This is a genomic window from Afipia dichlorophenoxyacetatis (assembly GCF_055386385.1).
Window position 1 is genome coordinate 5,820,532 of record NZ_AP029250.1, and the last position, 16,749, is coordinate 5,837,280.

14 protein-coding genes are annotated in these 16,749 nt (G+C 59.2%); 7 read left to right on the top strand and 7 right to left on the bottom strand.

All coding sequences use genetic code 11. From position 1 onward, the window contains the following. The first annotated feature begins 71 nt into the window (after positions 1 to 71). Both ACZ5C3_RS27275 and ACZ5C3_RS27280 read left to right on the top strand, forming a co-directional pair. Complete coding sequence (locus ACZ5C3_RS27275) at positions 72 to 695, top strand: YidB family protein (RefSeq protein ID WP_464044391.1); 624 nt, start codon at positions 72 to 74, stop codon at positions 693 to 695. 92 nt (positions 696 to 787) lie between these two features. Beyond that, positions 788 to 1,069: a GlsB/YeaQ/YmgE family stress response membrane protein gene (locus ACZ5C3_RS27280; RefSeq protein WP_464044392.1), complete on the top strand. Its 282-nt coding sequence runs from the start codon at positions 788 to 790 to the stop codon at positions 1,067 to 1,069. Positions 1,070 to 1,103: 34 nt separating this feature from the next. Here ACZ5C3_RS27280 and ACZ5C3_RS27285 read toward each other — a convergent pair whose 3' ends face one another. Beyond that, positions 1,104 to 1,883, bottom strand: coding sequence for an SDR family NAD(P)-dependent oxidoreductase (locus ACZ5C3_RS27285; protein ID WP_464034212.1), 780 nt, complete (start codon positions 1,881 to 1,883; stop codon positions 1,104 to 1,106). 268 nt (positions 1,884 to 2,151) lie between these two features. On the opposite strand from ACZ5C3_RS27285, the gene ACZ5C3_RS27290 reads away from it, so the two are divergent. From ACZ5C3_RS27290 to ACZ5C3_RS27300, 3 genes are read left to right on the top strand one after another with little or no spacing between them, the layout of a single operon-like run. Continuing rightward, positions 2,152 to 3,213, top strand: a complete 1,062-nt coding sequence (locus ACZ5C3_RS27290; RefSeq protein WP_464034213.1) for an acyl-CoA dehydrogenase family protein — start codon at positions 2,152 to 2,154, stop codon at positions 3,211 to 3,213. 29 nt (positions 3,214 to 3,242) lie between these two features. Next, positions 3,243 to 4,403, top strand: a complete 1,161-nt coding sequence (locus ACZ5C3_RS27295; protein WP_464034214.1) for an acyl-CoA dehydrogenase family protein — start codon at positions 3,243 to 3,245, stop codon at positions 4,401 to 4,403. Positions 4,404 to 4,434: 31 nt separating this feature from the next. Next, complete coding sequence (locus tag ACZ5C3_RS27300) at positions 4,435 to 5,220, top strand: enoyl-CoA hydratase/isomerase family protein (protein ID WP_464034215.1); 786 nt, start codon at positions 4,435 to 4,437, stop codon at positions 5,218 to 5,220. 22 nt (positions 5,221 to 5,242) lie between these two features. Here ACZ5C3_RS27300 and ACZ5C3_RS27305 read toward each other — a convergent pair whose 3' ends face one another. Beyond that, complete coding sequence (locus ACZ5C3_RS27305) at positions 5,243 to 7,372, bottom strand: acetate--CoA ligase family protein (RefSeq protein ID WP_464044393.1); 2,130 nt, start codon at positions 7,370 to 7,372, stop codon at positions 5,243 to 5,245. A 201-nt stretch (positions 7,373 to 7,573) separates the two neighbouring features. Next, positions 7,574 to 8,719 (bottom strand): ABC transporter substrate-binding protein, encoded by a 1,146-nt coding sequence (locus tag ACZ5C3_RS27310; protein WP_464038446.1) that lies wholly within the window; start codon positions 8,717 to 8,719, stop codon positions 7,574 to 7,576. Positions 8,720 to 9,160: 441 nt separating this feature from the next. On the opposite strand from ACZ5C3_RS27310, the gene ACZ5C3_RS27315 reads away from it, so the two are divergent. Continuing rightward, entirely contained in the window at positions 9,161 to 9,811 is a 651-nt protein-coding gene (locus tag ACZ5C3_RS27315; protein WP_464034218.1) for a thermonuclease family protein, read from the top strand. Positions 9,812 to 9,818: 7 nt separating this feature from the next. After that, positions 9,819 to 11,309, top strand: coding sequence for a M48 family metalloprotease (locus ACZ5C3_RS27320; protein ID WP_464034219.1), 1,491 nt, complete (start codon positions 9,819 to 9,821; stop codon positions 11,307 to 11,309). Positions 11,310 to 11,437: 128 nt separating this feature from the next. Here ACZ5C3_RS27320 and ACZ5C3_RS27325 read toward each other — a convergent pair whose 3' ends face one another. From ACZ5C3_RS27325 to ACZ5C3_RS27340, 4 genes are all read right to left on the bottom strand, one after another. After that, positions 11,438 to 12,217, bottom strand: coding sequence for a CarD family transcriptional regulator (locus ACZ5C3_RS27325; protein WP_464044394.1), 780 nt, complete (start codon positions 12,215 to 12,217; stop codon positions 11,438 to 11,440). Positions 12,218 to 12,606: 389 nt separating this feature from the next. Next, complete coding sequence (gene fdxA, locus ACZ5C3_RS27330; protein WP_464034221.1) at positions 12,607 to 12,945, bottom strand: ferredoxin FdxA; 339 nt, start codon at positions 12,943 to 12,945, stop codon at positions 12,607 to 12,609. 93 nt (positions 12,946 to 13,038) lie between these two features. Beyond that, positions 13,039 to 13,308 carry an RNA-binding S4 domain-containing protein gene (locus ACZ5C3_RS27335; protein ID WP_464034222.1) on the bottom strand — a complete coding sequence of 90 codons (270 nt, stop codon included), beginning with the start codon at positions 13,306 to 13,308 and terminating at the stop codon, positions 13,039 to 13,041. 8 nt (positions 13,309 to 13,316) lie between these two features. Further along, entirely contained in the window at positions 13,317 to 16,703 is a 3,387-nt protein-coding gene (locus tag ACZ5C3_RS27340) for a helicase-related protein (protein WP_464044395.1), read from the bottom strand. Positions 16,704 to 16,749 lie beyond the last annotated feature (46 nt).

Below are 16,749 nucleotides of genomic sequence, written 5' to 3' on the forward strand. Positions count from 1 at the left end.
TGCCTTGTAACCGTCATGTCGAGCCGGTAGTCTTGATCTCGCGGGGCAGCATGAGACGACAGGAGACGACAATGGGTTTGCTCGACGTTCTCAACGGTATGCAGAATGGACCACGCGGCCCAAGCGAGCCGAGTGACCAAAGCCAGAGCAGCGGCGGGATGTCGCCGATGACCATGGCGATACTTGCCCTTCTCGCCTACAAGGCAGTCAAACATCTCGGCGGCAGCCACGCGCAAACAAACCCCGCTGGCACTCAGCCCACCCAAGCTCCGACGAGCTTGCCCCCCGGAACGACCACGGCAAGCGCCGACAGCGGGCTTGGAGGCGCACTCGGCGGCGGTCTCGGTGACTTGATGAAAGGCCCGCTCGGCGGGGCCCTCGGTGGCCTGTTAGCCGGCGGCGCAGCCGGCAGCGTCCTGAGTGGCGGTCTTGGCGATTTGCTGAAGCAATTCCAGGACAGTGGCCACGCCGAAACTGCCAATTCATGGGTCAGCCCCGGCGAAAATAAGCAGATCGCTCCGAATGACCTCGCCTCCGCACTCGGCGCGGATCAGATCAGCACGCTGACCTCTCAAACCGGTCTGTCACGCGACGAATTGCTTGCAGGTCTTGCACGGCAGTTGCCGGATGTCGTCAATCAGCTGACACCGAACGGCAGGCTGCCGACCGAACACGAAGCCTCCCGCTGGATCTGATGAAGTTGTTCAAACAGTGATGGAGCGGATGACCCACCGCTCCATCGTTTCGCAAATCGATGTTTCACACTGAATGATGAAGGATAGCGGCAATGGGCGGCATTCTCTGGATCATCATCGTTGGTTTTGTTGCAGGCATTATCGCAAGGCTGCTGTCGCCGGGGCCGAATAACCCGACGGGCTTCATCCTCACCACGATTCTCGGCATCGCCGGCGCTTTTCTCGCAACATTCATTGGCCAGGCAATTGGTCACTATGGGCCCAGCCAGGGGGCGGGCTTTATCACCGCCACCATCGGTGCGCTGGTTGTGCTGTTTATCTGGAATCGGCTCGTTGCACGCGGCGTCGTTTCCGATCCGGGAAACCGAGCTTGATCGCAAAGCTGATTCAGATGTCCTGAATCAGCTTTTACCAGACCAAGTGCGCACCGGCATCGATGCGCACGATTTCACCTGTCATGTTGCGTGACTGCGGACCGGCGAAGAAACAGACAACGTCCGCGACGTCCTCGGCGCTCGACGCGACCTTAAGCGGGGATTTCTCCATAACCATGTCACGGATCTTGGCAGCCTGCTCGGCACCGCGTCCCTTTGTAAACCATGGCGTATCGATATAGCCCGGACAAACCGCGTTAACGCGGATCAGCGGCGCCAGCGCCCGTGCCAGCGACAACGTCACTGAATTCAGCGCGCCTTTGCTGGCGACATAAGCAACAGACGATCCGATACCGGAAACTCCCGCAATCGATGATACGTTGACGACAGACGAAGCACGCCCTGTCTCCTTCGCGCCTGCTTCGAGCAAGTCACGCGTGGCTCGGATCATCTGGTACGGTCCGATAGTGTTGACCGCGAAAAGACGTTGGAAGTCTTCGGCGGAAAGCCCCTCGAGATTATCATGTGCTATGTGCTTGGTCGTGCCGGCATTGTTGATCAGTGCGTCAAGCCGTCCCCAGGGAGCCGCAGCGGCCGCGATCTTCCTGCAGTCTTCGTCACGAGAAACGTCGCCCTGAACAACCACAACTTCAGCACCGGCGGTGCGGCACAGATCGGCAGTCTGTTCGGCTTCCTTTTGGCTGGACGAATAGTTGATGACAATGCGTGCGCCTTGCTTCGCCAGGATCGCTGCCGATGCCGCGCCAAGCCCTGATGCCGATCCTGTGATGATGACCCGCAATCCGTCCGCCATTGGAATGTCTCCTCGAATTTTTTGATGTGGCGCTGCCGCCATGCCGGCCGCAACCTAGCGACATAAATCGCAACGGAACAGACCTTTCATCGCAAAGCGCATGGCATGGCTCGCATGAAGCACTTTCCATCGATCTATGCATATGCGGCAAAGACCCGCGATGCGTTCGCAGCTTGTCATCGCATGTGCTTTTCCTCATCATGCTCGTAACAAGAAACACATCCACATTCTGCATAGCGGAATTGGCAATATTTGAGTGGGAGGCGTCGTGGAGAGCGAGAATATTGTTGCGGAAACCGCCGAGCGCATTTTTGCAGACCTCGCCGACACACAGACCATCAACAGTGATAAAGCCAATCATTGGAAAACACCGCTGTGGTCCGCTCTGACCGACGCCGGCTTGCCGCTGTCATGGGTGCCGGAAGCATGCGGCGGTGCGGGCGTCAGCCTCGCGGAAGGTTTTAGCGTTGCACATTCGGCGGGAAAATTCGCCGTTGCCGTTCCACTGGTCGAAACCATGCTGGCGGGCTGGCTGCTCTCACAAGCCGAGATCCCATCGCCATCCGGGACAATGACGGTGGCGCCCTCTCGTCCTCAGGATCGCATGACGCTCAACAGCGACAACATGCTGAGCGGCCGCGTTCGCGGCGTCCCTTACGGAGCGGCCGCCGAGCATATTGCTGTTGTTGCAGTTTCCGCGAATGGCACGGTGATTGCGCTTGTGGAGGCGGCGGCGTGTCATATCGACGCCGGTGAAAGTCTCGGCCATGACGCATGGAACACCGTGACGTTCAACAACGTCAAGCCGCTGACGGTCAAACCAGCCCCGGCCGGCTTCACGCTGCGGTCGTTGATGCTGATGGGAGCGACCTTGCGCAGCCTGCAGATCGCGGGTGCGTTGGAAGCCTTGCTCGACATCAGCGTGCGCTATTCCAACGAACGTATCGCCTTTGAAAAGAAGATCTCGAAATTTCAGGCGGTCCAGCACAACCTCGCGAAGCTGGCCGGTGAAGTCGCGGCTGCGGTCACAGCCGCTGGCTCTGCCGCGGATGCCATTGCCAACAGTTCGTCGTTCGGCGACGCAGTGTTTTTCGAAGCTGCTTCAGCCAAGATCCGTTGCGCGGAAGCCGCCGAAAAAGGCACTGCGATATCCCATCAGGTGCATGGCGCGATCGGCTTTTCCATGGAGCACATTCTGCATCGCTATACGTTGCGCGCCCTCGCCTGGCGCGACGATTTCGGCCACGAAAGTTACTGGGCGACGGAGCTTGGAAGTTTTGTCGCCGCGCGCGGCGCCGACGAGCTGTGGCCGCTGGTCGCATCGCGATAGTGCCGGCGTGACATTTCAGGATCAGTGACATGACGACAGCCCTACGTTTCGATCAAATTCGCCTGCCCCCGGAATGTGAGGCCTTGCGGCGCGAAGTCCGCGAGTTTCTTCGCGAGGAAATCGCCGCCGGCACATTCAATCCAGATGAACCGCAGCGCGAAGACAGCGACATCCCGGAATTCAGCCGCCGCGTCGGCGAACGCGGCTGGATCGGCATGACATGGCCGAAGCGCTACGGTGGCCATGAGCGGAGCTTTCTGGAACGCTATGTCGTGACCGAAGAGATGCGCGTGGCCAACGCGCCAACGCGGCGCTTCTTCGTTGCCGACCGGCAGAGCGGTCCGGTTCTGCTCAAATACGCCAACGAGCGGATCAAGATGGACATTCTGCCGCGCATCTGCCGCGGCGAGGTCTGCTTCGCGATCGGGATGAGCGAGCCGAATTCCGGATCCGATCTGTTCGCGGCAAAGACAAAGGCGACCAAGACCGACGGCGGCTGGCTGATCAACGGCACGAAGATCTGGACCACCTCCGCTCATATCGCAGACTATATGCTCGCGATCTTTCGCACCTCGCCGCCGACCAAAGAAAATCGGCGCCATGGGCTGACGCAGTTTCTCGTCGACATGAAAGCGCTGGGCATCAAGGTCAATCCGATTGCACAGATCAGCGGATTAAAGGAATTCAATGAAGTCGTCTTCGAGGACGCATTCGTTCCAGATGACCACGCGCTCGGCGAAATCGACGGCGCGTGGAAACAGGCGACCAGCGAATTGGCCTACGAACGCAGCGGACCGGAACGGTTTCTCGAAACATATTATGTCCTGACGGAGCTTGTCCGCGCGCTGGGCGATAATCCCGATACACGGGGGGCGGAGGGTATCGGCCGCCTGGTGGCGCAGCTGCACACCATGCGCCGCATGTCGGTATCCGTCGCCGGCATGCTGCAGGCGGGCAAAGAACCTGTGGTGGAAGCCTCGATCGTCAAAGACATCGGCACGATCTGGGAACAGCAATTGCCGCATCGCGTGCGCGATCTCGCGGCCTTTATCGACAGCGACACAGCCAATCACCACACGCTTGAGGACCAGCTGGCGTTCGCCACCAAGATCGCGCCCAAGCTGACAATTCAGGGCGGCACCACGGAAGTCTTGCGCGGCATCATCGCGCGTGGCCTTGGCTTGCGCTGAGCAAGACGGATCAATTCCGAAAGGATATCAAATGAGCGGCTCTTCCGATCTCGGCGTTGAGAAACATGGTCATGTGACGTTGATCGAGATTCGCCGCCCTCCGCTGAATTTTTTCGATCTGTCCTTGATCCGGCAAATCGCCGACACGCTCGATCAACTCGACGAAGACAGCGAATGCCGCGCTGTGGTCCTTGCCTCACAGGGCAAGGCGTTCTGTGCGGGGGCAAACTTCAACCGGCCTGTTGCTGAAGGGGGAGACGCTGCCTCGGGCACTGGCACCACCGGCGACCTCTACCTCGAGGCCGTGCGCATCTTCCGCAACAAAAAGCCAATTATCGCCGCTGTACAAGGCGCCGCCATTGGCGGCGGACTTGGTCTTGCGGTATCAGCCGATTTCCGCGTGACATGTCCGGAAGCACGCTTTGCCGCCAATTTCACCCGTCTTGGATTTCACCCGGGCTTCGGCCTGACAGTTACGTTGCCCGAGATCATCGGGAAAACGAATGCCGCGTTGATGTTTTACACCAGCCGCCGCGTCACCGGCGAAGAGGCCTTCGAGATGGGGCTCGCCAACGTGCTCGTGCCACAAGACCAAGTGCGAGCCGAAGCATTCAAGCTGGCTAACGAAATCGCTGAGAATTCACCGCTAGGCTTACTATCAACACGCGCGACCATGCGCGCCGGCCTCGCCGATCGCGTCAAGACACAAACAGACCACGAACTCGCGGAACAAACCTGGTTGCGTAAAACTGAAGATTTCGCGGAAGGCGTCAAGGCCACCGAAGAACGCCGGCTTCCAAATTTCAAGGGGCGCTAAGGCGACCAGCGGAAATGCGGCGCTATCGCGTGGAGCGCCCACCGGCCACGAGGGCATCAATCACGGTAACGCCATCGCCGTCGTCATGCACGATCACCGGATTGATTTCGATCTCCGCAATGTTGTCCCTGAGATCATCCGCAAGGCTGGAGACTTGCGCAATCAGCTGGGCGAGCGCCGCTTTGTCAGCCACGGGCGCACCACGGAAGCCGTTGAGAAGCGGCGATGACTTCAGTTCATCAATCATGACTTTCGCTTCGGCCTCGTTCACCGGAGCCGGACGATAGACAACATCCCTGAATAGCTCGGTTGTCACGCCCCCGAACCCCACCATCACGATCGGCCCGAAGGTAGCGTCGTCGACGGTGCCAACGATCATCTCGACGCCTTTCTTGGCCATGGGTCCAATCAACACGCCTTGAAGTGCTGCACTCGGCTTGAATCGGCGCGCATTCTCCATCAGGGCCGAAAACGCAGTGTTAGCCTCTTCAAGGTTGGCTAAATTGATGCGCACGCCCCCCGCTTCACTTTTGTGCGGGATGTCGCGCGACTGGATTTTCATAACGAGAGGATACGTCATGCCACCAATGACGCCGGCGAGAGCGGCTTGCTCCGTTACGAGGACTTCATCAGGCACTGTGATGCCTGCCTCCCGCAAGAGCACCTTACTCTCATATTCGGAAAGAGCTCCTTCAATCCGCGCCAGATTTGCAACAGGCTTTGTTGCCGTGCGAGGCGAGACATCGGGCTCATCCAGCACAAACCGTCCACGATCGATCAACTGCCGGGCTGCGCGGCCGAGAGTTGCCAATCCCTGAAAGGCGACAATGCCCGACGCCGCCAGCCCCACGCGCGCGAATTGCGACGGCAAAGTATAGGAGAAAAGCAGGATCGGTTTGCGCTGAGCATCGATCAGCGGTTTGATCTCATGCGTCTTGACCGGGATCCGTGTCTCGCTTCCCAGCGACAGCACGACCACGATGAGGTCGATGTCATCGGACCGATCAAGCAGCTCGATCACTTTCTGCAAGCCTCCGCTATGAACAGCCTGCGCCGTGATATCGACCGGATTACATGCCGATCCGTAAGAAGGGATCAGCGAACGAATCTCGGCCTGCATCGATACCGGAAGTTCTGGAATCTGCAGTCCTTCTGCCGCAAGTGTATCGGCCACCCACGCGCCTGCACCGCCTGAGACTGTGACGATCGCGGTGCGATCACCCGGCGCCAAGGGCGCGGTGGCGAAGGCCGCAGCGATAGCGACTGCCTCATCGAGATCATTGGAAACGATGAGGCCATATTTGGCAAAGACCGCGTCGTAAGCTGCCGTCCAGCCCGCCATGCTGGCGGTATGGGACGCAGCCGCACGCTCGCCCGCGCCTGAACGCCCCACCTTCGAGACGATGATCGGCTTACCGGATTTCGCAGCACGCTTTGCCGCAGCAACGAACATTGCCGGATCACGAATGCCTTCGATAAACAGCAGGATGATGTCTGTCGCCGAATCCTGCACCATATAGTCGAGAAATTCGCCGGCAGCGAGATCGGATTCATTTCCAGTGCTGATGACCTTGCTGACCGCAACACCGATCGCCTTGGCGCGATTGTAAATCGCAAAACCGATGCCGCCGCTTTGCGCAATAATGCCGATGCGGCGCGCGCTCGCCAGCAATCGCGGTGCATCCGGCTTGACGTCGACCGTTGGGCTGAATGTCGCCGCGATACGTTCCAGCTCGTTATAAAACCCTTCGGCATTCGGACCGGAAATCCGCATGCCCGAACGCTTGGCGAGGGCAGCAATCTCCGCCTGCATGTCCGCGCTCGCACCGCCCTCCTCGGCAAACCCCGATGAAATGATGATCGCGTTTTTCACCCCCGCGGCCACGCATTCGTTCAACACACCAAGCACCGCGCGCGCAGGAACGATGACGATGGCGATATCGATCGGCTTCCCAACCGCTGAAATCGACGCGAAGCATGTCAGATCATCGATCGCGTCATAAGCCGGATTGACGGGATAGATCTCGCCCGAAAATCCGTTTCTGCGCAAAAACGCGAGCAACATTCCGGGAATTTTTGTTCCGTCGCGCGAGGCGCCGATGACTGCAATGCTTTGGGGCGAAAAGAACGTATCGAGGGGATGCGTCGTCACGTCGGTCCTCGTTGATGAGGGAGTTGATGCTGTCGCGAGACCACTTTTCTCCCAGACAGCAGCTTGTTGTTCTTGCGGCACCACCAGCAAAAGAAAGCCGGCCCGAATTGTGAGCATGCTCACAATTTCGGGCCGGCGATATTGACGTTATTGCGACCCCGTCATGCTCGATTGCATCATGCGCGAGACCGGCTCTTCATCTCATTTCTTGATCAACGGACAACGCGACGCTTCAAGCGGCTGGAACGCCTGATCGCCCGGCACCGTCGCAAGCAGCTTGTAATCGTCCCAACGCGCCTTCGACTCAGAGGGCTTCTTGACCTCGAATAGATACATGTCATGGATCATGCGGCCGTCTTCGCGGATCTTGCCGTTCTTCGCAAACATGTCGTTGATCGGTGTCGACTTCATGACTTTCATCACGGCTGCGGAATCGGTTGTTCCCGCCGTCTTCACCGCATTGAGATAGACCAACACAGACGAATAGATGCCAGCCTGCGCGGATGTCGGCGCATGGTTGACCCTTGCCATGAAGCGTTTTGAAAACGCCCGGGTCTCGTCGTTCATGTCCCAGTAGAATCCTTCCGCCAGCACCAGCCCTTGCGCGGTTTCGAGGCCGATGCTGTCGATGTCGGTGATGAAGGCCAGCAGCGGAGAGATCTTCTGCCCGCCCTTCATCAGGCCAAATTCGGCCGCCTGCTTGATGGCGTTGATCGTGTCGCCGCCGGCGTTCGCGAGGCCGATGACCTTTGCCTTGGACGATTGCGCCTGCAGCAGGAAGGACGAGAAGTCGGACGTGTTCAGCGGGTGCTTGACTGTGCCAAGCACCTTGCCGCCCATCTTGGTCACGACCGTGGACGTGTCCTTTTCGAGATCCTGCCCAAAGGCGTAGTCTGCCTGCAGGAAGAACCAGGTATCAAGACCAGCCTTCACCGCGGCCATACCGGTCGAGTTCGCCTGAGCGAACGTGTCGAAGTTGTAGTGCACGGTGTAAGGACCGCAGGCTTCATTGGTCACACGAACCGCGCCTGGACCGCTGAGCATGAGGATCTTGTTACGGGCCTTTGCGATCTCATTGACGGCGAGCGCTGTTGCGGAGGCCGCGACATCCATGATCGCTTCGACGCCTTGATTGTCGAACATGTCGCGCGCGATGTTGGCCGCGTTGTCGGCCTTGTTCAGGTGATCGGCTGTGATGACCTCCACTTTGCGGCCTAGCACCTCACCACCGAAATCCTCCACCGCCATCTTGGCAGCCGTTTCGCTGCCAATCCCTGTAATGTCGGCATAAAGGCCGGACATATCGAGAATTGCACCGAGCTTCAGCGGCGGCTTGCTCTGGGCCATCGCCGCACTCGCGCACAGCACGACGGCTGATGAAATGAGGCCACCAAAAATTGTCTTCGAAATCTTCAAAGTCGTCTCCGTGTTCGGTCATCTGTCATGCAAAGACTGATGCGCGCGATCATGCAGCAACGCTCGATCCCGAGCAAGCAAACGGCTGTTGTTGCATTCGAGATGGCTTGACTCGCATTCATAAAGGACAACAAGTTTCGCAGATCGAAATTAGCTCTCCATATTTCAGTGAATGACATGTCTCATGCCATGCGGAGCAGCATGACATCTTCTTGGCGCAACACGCTCGCTATTGCAGCATGCACTTGTGTGACACTGCTCACAGTCTTCAGCGACAGACTTCAAGCGGCTTGCTCTGCAGCAGCGCAAGGCGAAGGGCATGTCGTCAATGTCATCAACGCGACAACTTTCCGGCTCGACGACGGGCGAGAGGTGCGGCTGGCTGGCATCGAACCATCGCCGGAGGGCACGGCGAATGCGACAGAGGCGCTGGCATCGCTGATCGTCGGTCGCGATGTCAGCTTGTCCGGCGAGGATGACCAGCCCGATCGCTATGGACGCCAGCGCGCTTTCGTCTCCTTGCGCAGCCCACCACTCTTGGTTCAGGCCGAACTCCTGCGGCAAGGGGCCGCGATCGCCTACCCGCCTGCATCTGACCAGGACTGTTCCCGGGAACTCCTGGACGCCGAAAATACCGCCCGGACGGAGCGGAGGGGGCTTTGGGCCAGTTCCGCTGCCTTAAAAAACGCGGAAAGACCCGGCGATATTTTGACCGGGATTGGGCGATTCCTCGTCGTGGAGGGCAAGGTTCTGTCTGCACGACAGGCGGGTGCGACATTTTATGTCAATTTTGGGCGGCGGTGGACTACGGACTTTGCCGTGACAATTTCACGGCGCATGATGCCCTCCTTCGAAAATGCGGGGCTTGATCTGAAATCCTTGGTAAACAAGCGAATTCGGGTTCGAGGCTGGGTGGAAAAACATGGCGGACCACGGATGGAAATGGTCCGTCCGAGCCAGATCGAATTGATCCCAGCAACGGGCATCGCGACAAATCGCGTGCCGACAGAAGAAGGCAAGTAACGGCTTGATGACGTTTGTGGGTCGACAACTGACAGGGACGCAGAGCCGCGTTTTCGCGGCGGCCGTTCTGTGCGCGTCGTTGTCACTTGGCGCCTGCGGCGATATGGGGCGCTTTCAGGTTGCCGCTCCCAAACCAGCACAGACATCGTCCAAGCCAAATAAACCTGCGACGTCGACGGCGGCAACCGAACGCGAGCATGAACGCATCCTCTCGTCTTATGGTGGCGCTTACGACGACCCAAAACTCGAGGCGCTGATCACCAAGACCGTCGACCGCCTCGTGGCGGCCTCGGACCGCCCCGACCTCACCTACAAGGTCACTATTCTCAATTCGGGTGCTGTGAACGCATTCGCGTTGCCGACAGGACAATTGTACGTCACGCGCGGCTTAATCGCACTCGCCAGTGACACATCCGAATTGTCATCTGTCTTGGCGCATGAGATGGCGCATGTTCTCGCCAAGCACGCCGCGATCCGCGAAGATCAAGCAAAGCAAGCCGCAGTCGTTACACGCGTTGTCGCCGACATGGGTAACGATCCAGACATGACCGCCCTGGCACTCGCCAAGAGCAAGCTGACAATGGCGAGCTTCTCGCGCGCTCAGGAATTCGAAGCCGATGGCATCGGCGTTGGCATTGCGGCACGAGCCAAATTCGATCCTTATGGAGCGTCGCGTTTTCTGACCGCAATGGAACGCAATGCGGCGCTGAAAGCTGGCCGTGCGCCAGCCGATCCGCGCTCGATGGATTTTCTCTCATCGCACCCGGCAACGCCTGAGCGCGTCCAGAACGCGCAAGCCAACGCACGGCAGTATGCCTCTCCCGAAAACGACGAACGAGATCGGGAGACTTATCTCTCGGCGATCGACAACCTCGTTTATGGCGAAGATCCCAGCGAAGGCTTTGTGCGCGGGCGACGCTTTCTGCATCCCAAACTTGGATTCACATTCCAGGTGCCGGATGGCTTCACGCTTGAAAATACCGCGCAAGCGGTTGTCGGCGTTCGCGAAGGCGGCACGCAGGCCATGCGCTTCGATGTGGTGCGCGTGCCTTCCGAGCAGACGCTGGGCGATTACCTGAATTCAGGCTGGATGGAAAACGTCGACAAGAGCTCCACAAGCGATATGTCGATCAACGGCTTTCCTGCCGCCACAGCCACCGCCAGCGGCGACCAGTGGCAATTCAGAATCTATGCGCTTCGCTTCGGCAGCGACGTCTATCGCTTCATTTTCGCAACCAAGCAGAAGTCGCAAGATGCCGACAAAGGCTTCCGCGACACGGTCAATTCGTTCAGGCGCTTGACGCTGGCGGAGATCCAGGCCGCGCGGCCGCTGCGCATCAAGGTCATCACCGTGCAGCCCGGCGATACCGTTGAATCGCTGTCACACCGCATGGCCGGTGTCGATCATCCGACCGAACGCTTCCGGGTCCTGAATGGACTGGACACCCGCGTCGCGGCACTGAAGCCGCGTGATCGCGTCAAGATCGTCGTGGACTAGAGCCAATTCGCTCGAAAACGCTTTAGCCGCGCAGGCATCCACACCGAGTAAGACAGACAACTAGTGAGACAAACAAAAAGCCCGGTCATACGACCGGGCTTTGTTATAAAACGCGAGAAGCGATGTGCTCAGGCTGCTTCGTCAGCGGAGAGCGAGTCGTCATCACCATCATCATCGCCGTCATCTGAGTCTTCACCTGCCATATCGGCGGCGACATCAGCCTCGGCCTTGGCTCCGCGACGCGGGCTCTTGGCGAGATTCGACTCGATTTCCTTGACGGCTTCGGTTTCGGTCACATGCTGAACGACCGCGATTTCGCGCGACAGGCGATCGAGCGCTGCTTCATAAAGCTGACGTTCGCTGTATGACTGCTCAGGCTGCGATTCCGAACGGAAAAGATCGCGCACGACTTCCGCGATCGCGACGATGTCACCCGAATTGATCTTCGCTTCGTATTCCTGCGCACGGCGAGACCACATAGTGCGCTTGATGCGTGCACGGCCCTTGAGGGTCTCCAGAGCGCGCTTGACCAGAGCAGGATCGGAGAGCTTGCGCATGCCAACGTTGGCGACCTTCGCGGTCGGGACGCGCAGCGTCATTTTGTCTTTGATGAAATTGATGACGAACAGCTCGAGCTTCGCGCCCGCAATTTCCTGCTCTTCAATCGCAAGAATCTGGCCGACACCATGCGCCGGATACACCACGTACTCGTTGGTCTTGAATCCCTGACGCTGGGTCAGAACCTTCTTCGGCTCTTCCACGCGCGGCGCAGCAGCCGGAGCGGGCTTGCTGGCGGCGGTCTTCACTGGAGCAGCCTTGGCAACGGGAGTCTTAGCGACAGTCTTCGCACCAGCCTTCACAGGAGCTTTGGCAGGCGCTTTTGCAGTAGCAGTCTTTTTGGTTGGCATCGTGCTTCTTTTGTTTTTTGAGTGTTGGGCGGACGCGCGCGCATCCTTCTTTGACGCGCTGCGACCGGCAGCCGTCGTCTTCTTCAAGCCCTTGTCCTTGGAAGCCTTGTCCTTTGGCTTAGAGTTCTTTTTATGACGCGATTTGTCTGACACAGCGCCTATGCGTGGAAACCGCCACGCCCCTGTTCAATGGTTTTTCGGGGGAACCCATCAGGGCCCAAACCGGGGACAAAAGGGATCCAGCTCGACTAATGTGCCAATAATAGCACATTTCCCGCAAAAATCAATGATTTATGCCCCCTCCGACAAATCGGAGGTGGTTAACCCGGCACCCATCGCCGGGTAAGGTTAAGGCTTCGACGCAGGAAGCCTAACGATGAGAGATTAAGTCAGTCGCCCGCCCCCGGATTTGGGGAAAAGTATTTTTCAAATTTGCCTTCGACGCCGTCGAATTCCTTCGCGTCAGCGGGCGCATCCTTTTTCTGAGTGATGTTGGGCCACGACTTGGCGTGCTCGGCATTCACCTCAAGCCACTTTTCGAGCGCTGGCTCGGTGTCAGGCTTAATCGCGTCGGCCGGACATTCAGGTTCGCAGACACCGCAGTCGATGCACTCGTCCGGATGAATTACGAGCATGTTTTCGCCCTCGTAGAAACAATCCACGGGACATACTTCCACGCAATCCATGTATTTGCACTTGATGCAGTTTTCAGTGACGACGTACGTCATCCAATGCTCCGGACGGGTATCATTTTCATGTGTGGGGTAGCGCAGGATGTCCGGCGCTGCAAGGAACTAAAGCTCGTATTTATGGGCAATTAGTTACTCTTCCGGCAATTGCAAATCTGCGCAGAGCGCATGGACGGAAGCCGCATCACCCCGTCGCTCCGCAAATCCGATGACTTTCAAGATACGAACACGGGCATCAAGCGCGACGGTGAGCACGTCACCGATCTTAACCCCATGGCCCGGCGATTTCTCGCGCGTGCCGTTGATCCGGACATGCCCCTTCGCGACCAATGCCGCAGCGTCTGAACGGGTTCTGACGACCCGTGCGTGCCACAGCCATCGATCGACGCGCTGACGTTCCAACTCCGAAATTATTCCTTCCGATTACCGGCAAGCTGCTCCTTGAGCGCCGCCAATTTTGCAAAAGGCGAATTCGGATCAGCCGGCCGGTCGCGTTCACGCGGCGGCGCGCTGGTGGCGTAGGTCCGATGGGAGCCCCCTCCGCGATCGTCCTTACGACCATCACGTCCGCCCTTACCCTTGTCGAACTTGCCCTTGCCTCTGTCCTGATTCCGATCCTTGAAGTGCTCACGCGGCGGACGGCCACCCTTGTCATCACGCGGGGCACGCGCCTGTGCAGCTTCGTTGTTCTGCGGAGAAGCTGCCGCCGGCGCATCGCTACGCGGACGATAGTTGTCGTTCAGCCGGTCTCGCCGACGATGACGGCCGTGGCGCTCACGCTTGTCGTCAGCGCCGCCGGCAGGCTCATCAGCGGCAGGTGCCGCGGCAGACTTGTCCGGCCCCTTGTATCGGCTGCGATCGTGGCGCGGACGGCGTTCCTCGGAGCGCCCGCCTGGCCGCCAAACTTCAACCAGTTCGGGTTCAGCCGCAGCTGTCGCGTCAACAGCCTTTTCAGATGCTGGTTCAGCGACCGGAGCGGCAGCTTCAGCCGTCGGCTCAGAGGCCGCGGCTTCGGGTGTTGCTGCCGTGGGCTCGGTCGAAACTTCAACAACCACAGGCTCTGTTACAGGCTCTTCGGCAGCCAGCTCTGACGCTGGGGCGAAATCCACGCCCGGCAAGCGGGAAGCCGTGGTTTCAACAGGCGCCTCAACCGGGACTTCAGTCTCGTCGGTAACAGCCGCGCTTTCCTCGGTCGCAGCTACAGCGCCAGCCTCGGAAGCAATCGCTTCCGATGCAACAGCAGCGTCATTCGAGGCTTCCGCGGCTGTAGATTCGGCAGGCGCAGCCTCAGTGGCAGTTGCTTCCGCAGGCGGAGCAACAACCGGCAGCGGCGGCCGCTTCTCCATGCGGTACCCCAATGCCCGCAAGATCGACGCGAAATCTTCGCCCGCCGATCCGGTCAATGAAGTCATCGCTTGAGTGGCGGTGAACGAACGCCCATCAAATGCGCCGGCAGGCTTTTCACCCGATGAACCAGGGCGCCACGACAGTGCCGGCCGGATCAGATCAGCAAGCCGTTCAAGAATATCGACACGGACGGCGCGTTCACCGCAAAGCTTGTAGCCGAGCGTCCGATAGGCTTCCTGATTGAGCGCCTTGTCGGCGGGAAACGACGTGCGTCCACTCGACGCAAGGTGCTGTGCACCGGTCAATGCCGACCAATCGGTGTTGTCGTGCTTCAAGGCCCACAACAGGGACGCCAGGCCGCGCGCAGCAGGCTTCAGCAAATTCGGCAGGAAGATGTGATACGCGCCAAAACGCACACCGTACTTGCGCAGCGAGGCACGTGACGGCTGATCGAGATCTTTCATCTCGGCGGCAATCTTGGGACGCTCCAGAACACCGAGAGCTTCGACAAGCTGGAATGCAATACCGCGTGCGATGCCGGTAATGTCTTCCGCTTTCGACAGTTCGAACAACGGTCCCAAGATTTTTTCGATATGTGTCTTGAGCCAGAGGTCGAGACGGTTCTGCACACCGTCGCGGGCCGCTCCTGTCAGCCGCTCATCCGCGATAATGCGAATACGCGGATTGAGTGTGCTGTCAGCAGCGACGAGCTTGGCAACAGCATCGCCGGTCCAGCGCAACGTTCCATCGGATGCCAGCACAAACTGTTCATCCGGCGCATTGGACAATTTTTCGGCGCGTGCATCGATCTCGCCGGCCAGCGCCTTAAGCGCTGTCGCCTGCAAGGCCTTGGCATCGGATCCGGCTTCGGCAGACTCAGGCGCAAACATGAACCCGTCGAGGCGGCCGATCACATGGCCCTCTACAATGACTTCGCCGGTCTTACCAATCTCAGTGTTCAGCATCGTGTTTTCCCGCAAGCGGCGCATCAATACACTGGTCCGGCGGTCAACGAAACGCTCAGTTAGCTTTTCATGCAGTGCATCTGACAATTTATCTTCGACGCCGCGTGCAATTCCCTGCCAATGTTCAGGGTCCGCCAGCCAATCCGGGCGATTTGCGGCGAATGTCCAGGTTCGTATCTGGGCAATTCGGGCCGATAATGTGTCGATATCCCCGTCGGTTCGGTCGGTTTGCGCGATCTGGGCGGCAAACCAGTCATCCGGGATTTTGCCCTTCCGCATCAAAAACCCGAACAAGGTCGTTACCAGTTCAGCGTGAGCGGCAGGTGACAGCTTTCTATAATCTGGAACGAGGCAGGCATCCCACAGGCGTTCCACTGCCCCAGGGGTTCGCGCCAGGTCGCGCACGTCCTCGTCGCGGGCGGCATGGTCGAGCACCCGGATGTCTTCTGCGATCGGCGCACGGCTCAGCGCTTCGTGGCTGGGCGTCAGCGACAGCGAGACCTGCAGCGCCCCGAGCGACGAGAAATCGAGCTTCGAATTTCGCCACTGGAGCATTTTCACGTTGTCAAACGTGTGGTTCTGCAGCGCATTGATCAGCTCGGGCTCGAATGGCGCACACCGCCCTGTGGTACCGAAGGTGCCATTGCGCGTCGCACGGCCGGCGCGGCCCGCAATTTGGGCAAATTCCGCCGGATTCAGGCGCCGAAACTGATAGCCATCATATTTGCGGTCAGATGCGAAGGCGACATGGTCGACATCGAGATTGAGCCCCATGCCGACCGCGTCGGTGGCGACGAGGTAATCGACATCGCCGGATTGAAACAGCTCAACCTGGGCATTTCGAGTCCGCGGGGACAGCGAACCCAGCACCACTGCAGCACCGCCATGCTGGCGCCGGATCAGCTCGGCGATCGCATAAACTTCGTCGGCAGAAAATGCGACGATCGCGGTACGGCGGGGCTGGCGCGTGATTTTGCGGTCGCCGGCGAATTCAAGCTGCGACAGGCGCGGCCGGGTGACGATGTTTGCCCCCGGCAACAATCGCTCGATGATCGGCCGCATGGTAGCCGCGCCGAGCAATAGCGTTTCATCGCGCCCGCGCCGATTCAGGATCTTGTCGGTAAAAACGTGGCCGCGCTCGAGATCGGCCGCGATTTGGATTTCGTCGACCGCGAGAAACGACACGTCGATATCCCGCGGCATCGCCTCGACCGTGGACACCCAGAAACGCGGCCTGGGCGGCTTGATCTTTTCCTCACCGGTGATGAGGGCGACCGCTTCAACACCCGCACGCGCGACAAGCTTGTTGTAAACCTCACGCGCCAGCAGGCGCAGCGGCAAGCCGATGATACCGGACGAATGCGCCAGCATCCGCTCGATCGCGAGATGGGTCTTGCCGGTGTTGGTGGGGCCAAGGACCGCGGTGACGCCGGCACCGGGGGCCCGGTCATTTACAAACAACGGCACTGAAGTGGACAGGGACATTAGGACGGGTCCGCACAACGCACACGACGCGGAACGCCGCAGCAAG

Bases quoted from the DNA above. Each gene is read 5' to 3' on its own strand.
- ACZ5C3_RS27275 (WP_464044391.1), top strand. From the start codon at position 72: ATGGGTTTGCTCGACGTTCTCAACGGTATGCAGAATGGACCACGCGGC.
- ACZ5C3_RS27280 (WP_464044392.1), top strand. From the start codon at position 788: ATGGGCGGCATTCTCTGGATCATCATCGTTGGTTTTGTTGCAGGCATT.
- ACZ5C3_RS27285 (WP_464034212.1), bottom strand. From the start codon at position 1,883: ATGGCGGACGGATTGCGGGTCATCATCACAGGATCGGCATCAGGGCTT.
- ACZ5C3_RS27295 (WP_464034214.1), top strand. From the start codon at position 3,243: ATGACGACAGCCCTACGTTTCGATCAAATTCGCCTGCCCCCGGAATGT.
- ACZ5C3_RS27300 (WP_464034215.1), top strand. From the start codon at position 4,435: ATGAGCGGCTCTTCCGATCTCGGCGTTGAGAAACATGGTCATGTGACG.
- ACZ5C3_RS27310 (WP_464038446.1), bottom strand. From the start codon at position 8,719: ATGGCCCAGAGCAAGCCGCCGCTGAAGCTCGGTGCAATTCTCGATATG.
- ACZ5C3_RS27320 (WP_464034219.1), top strand. From the start codon at position 9,819: ATGACGTTTGTGGGTCGACAACTGACAGGGACGCAGAGCCGCGTTTTC.
- ACZ5C3_RS27325 (WP_464044394.1), bottom strand. From the start codon at position 12,217: ATGCCAACCAAAAAGACTGCTACTGCAAAAGCGCCTGCCAAAGCTCCT.
- fdxA (WP_464034221.1), bottom strand. From the start codon at position 12,945: ATGACGTACGTCGTCACTGAAAACTGCATCAAGTGCAAATACATGGAT.
- ACZ5C3_RS27340 (WP_464044395.1), bottom strand. From the start codon at position 16,703: ATGTCCCTGTCCACTTCAGTGCCGTTGTTTGTAAATGACCGGGCCCCC.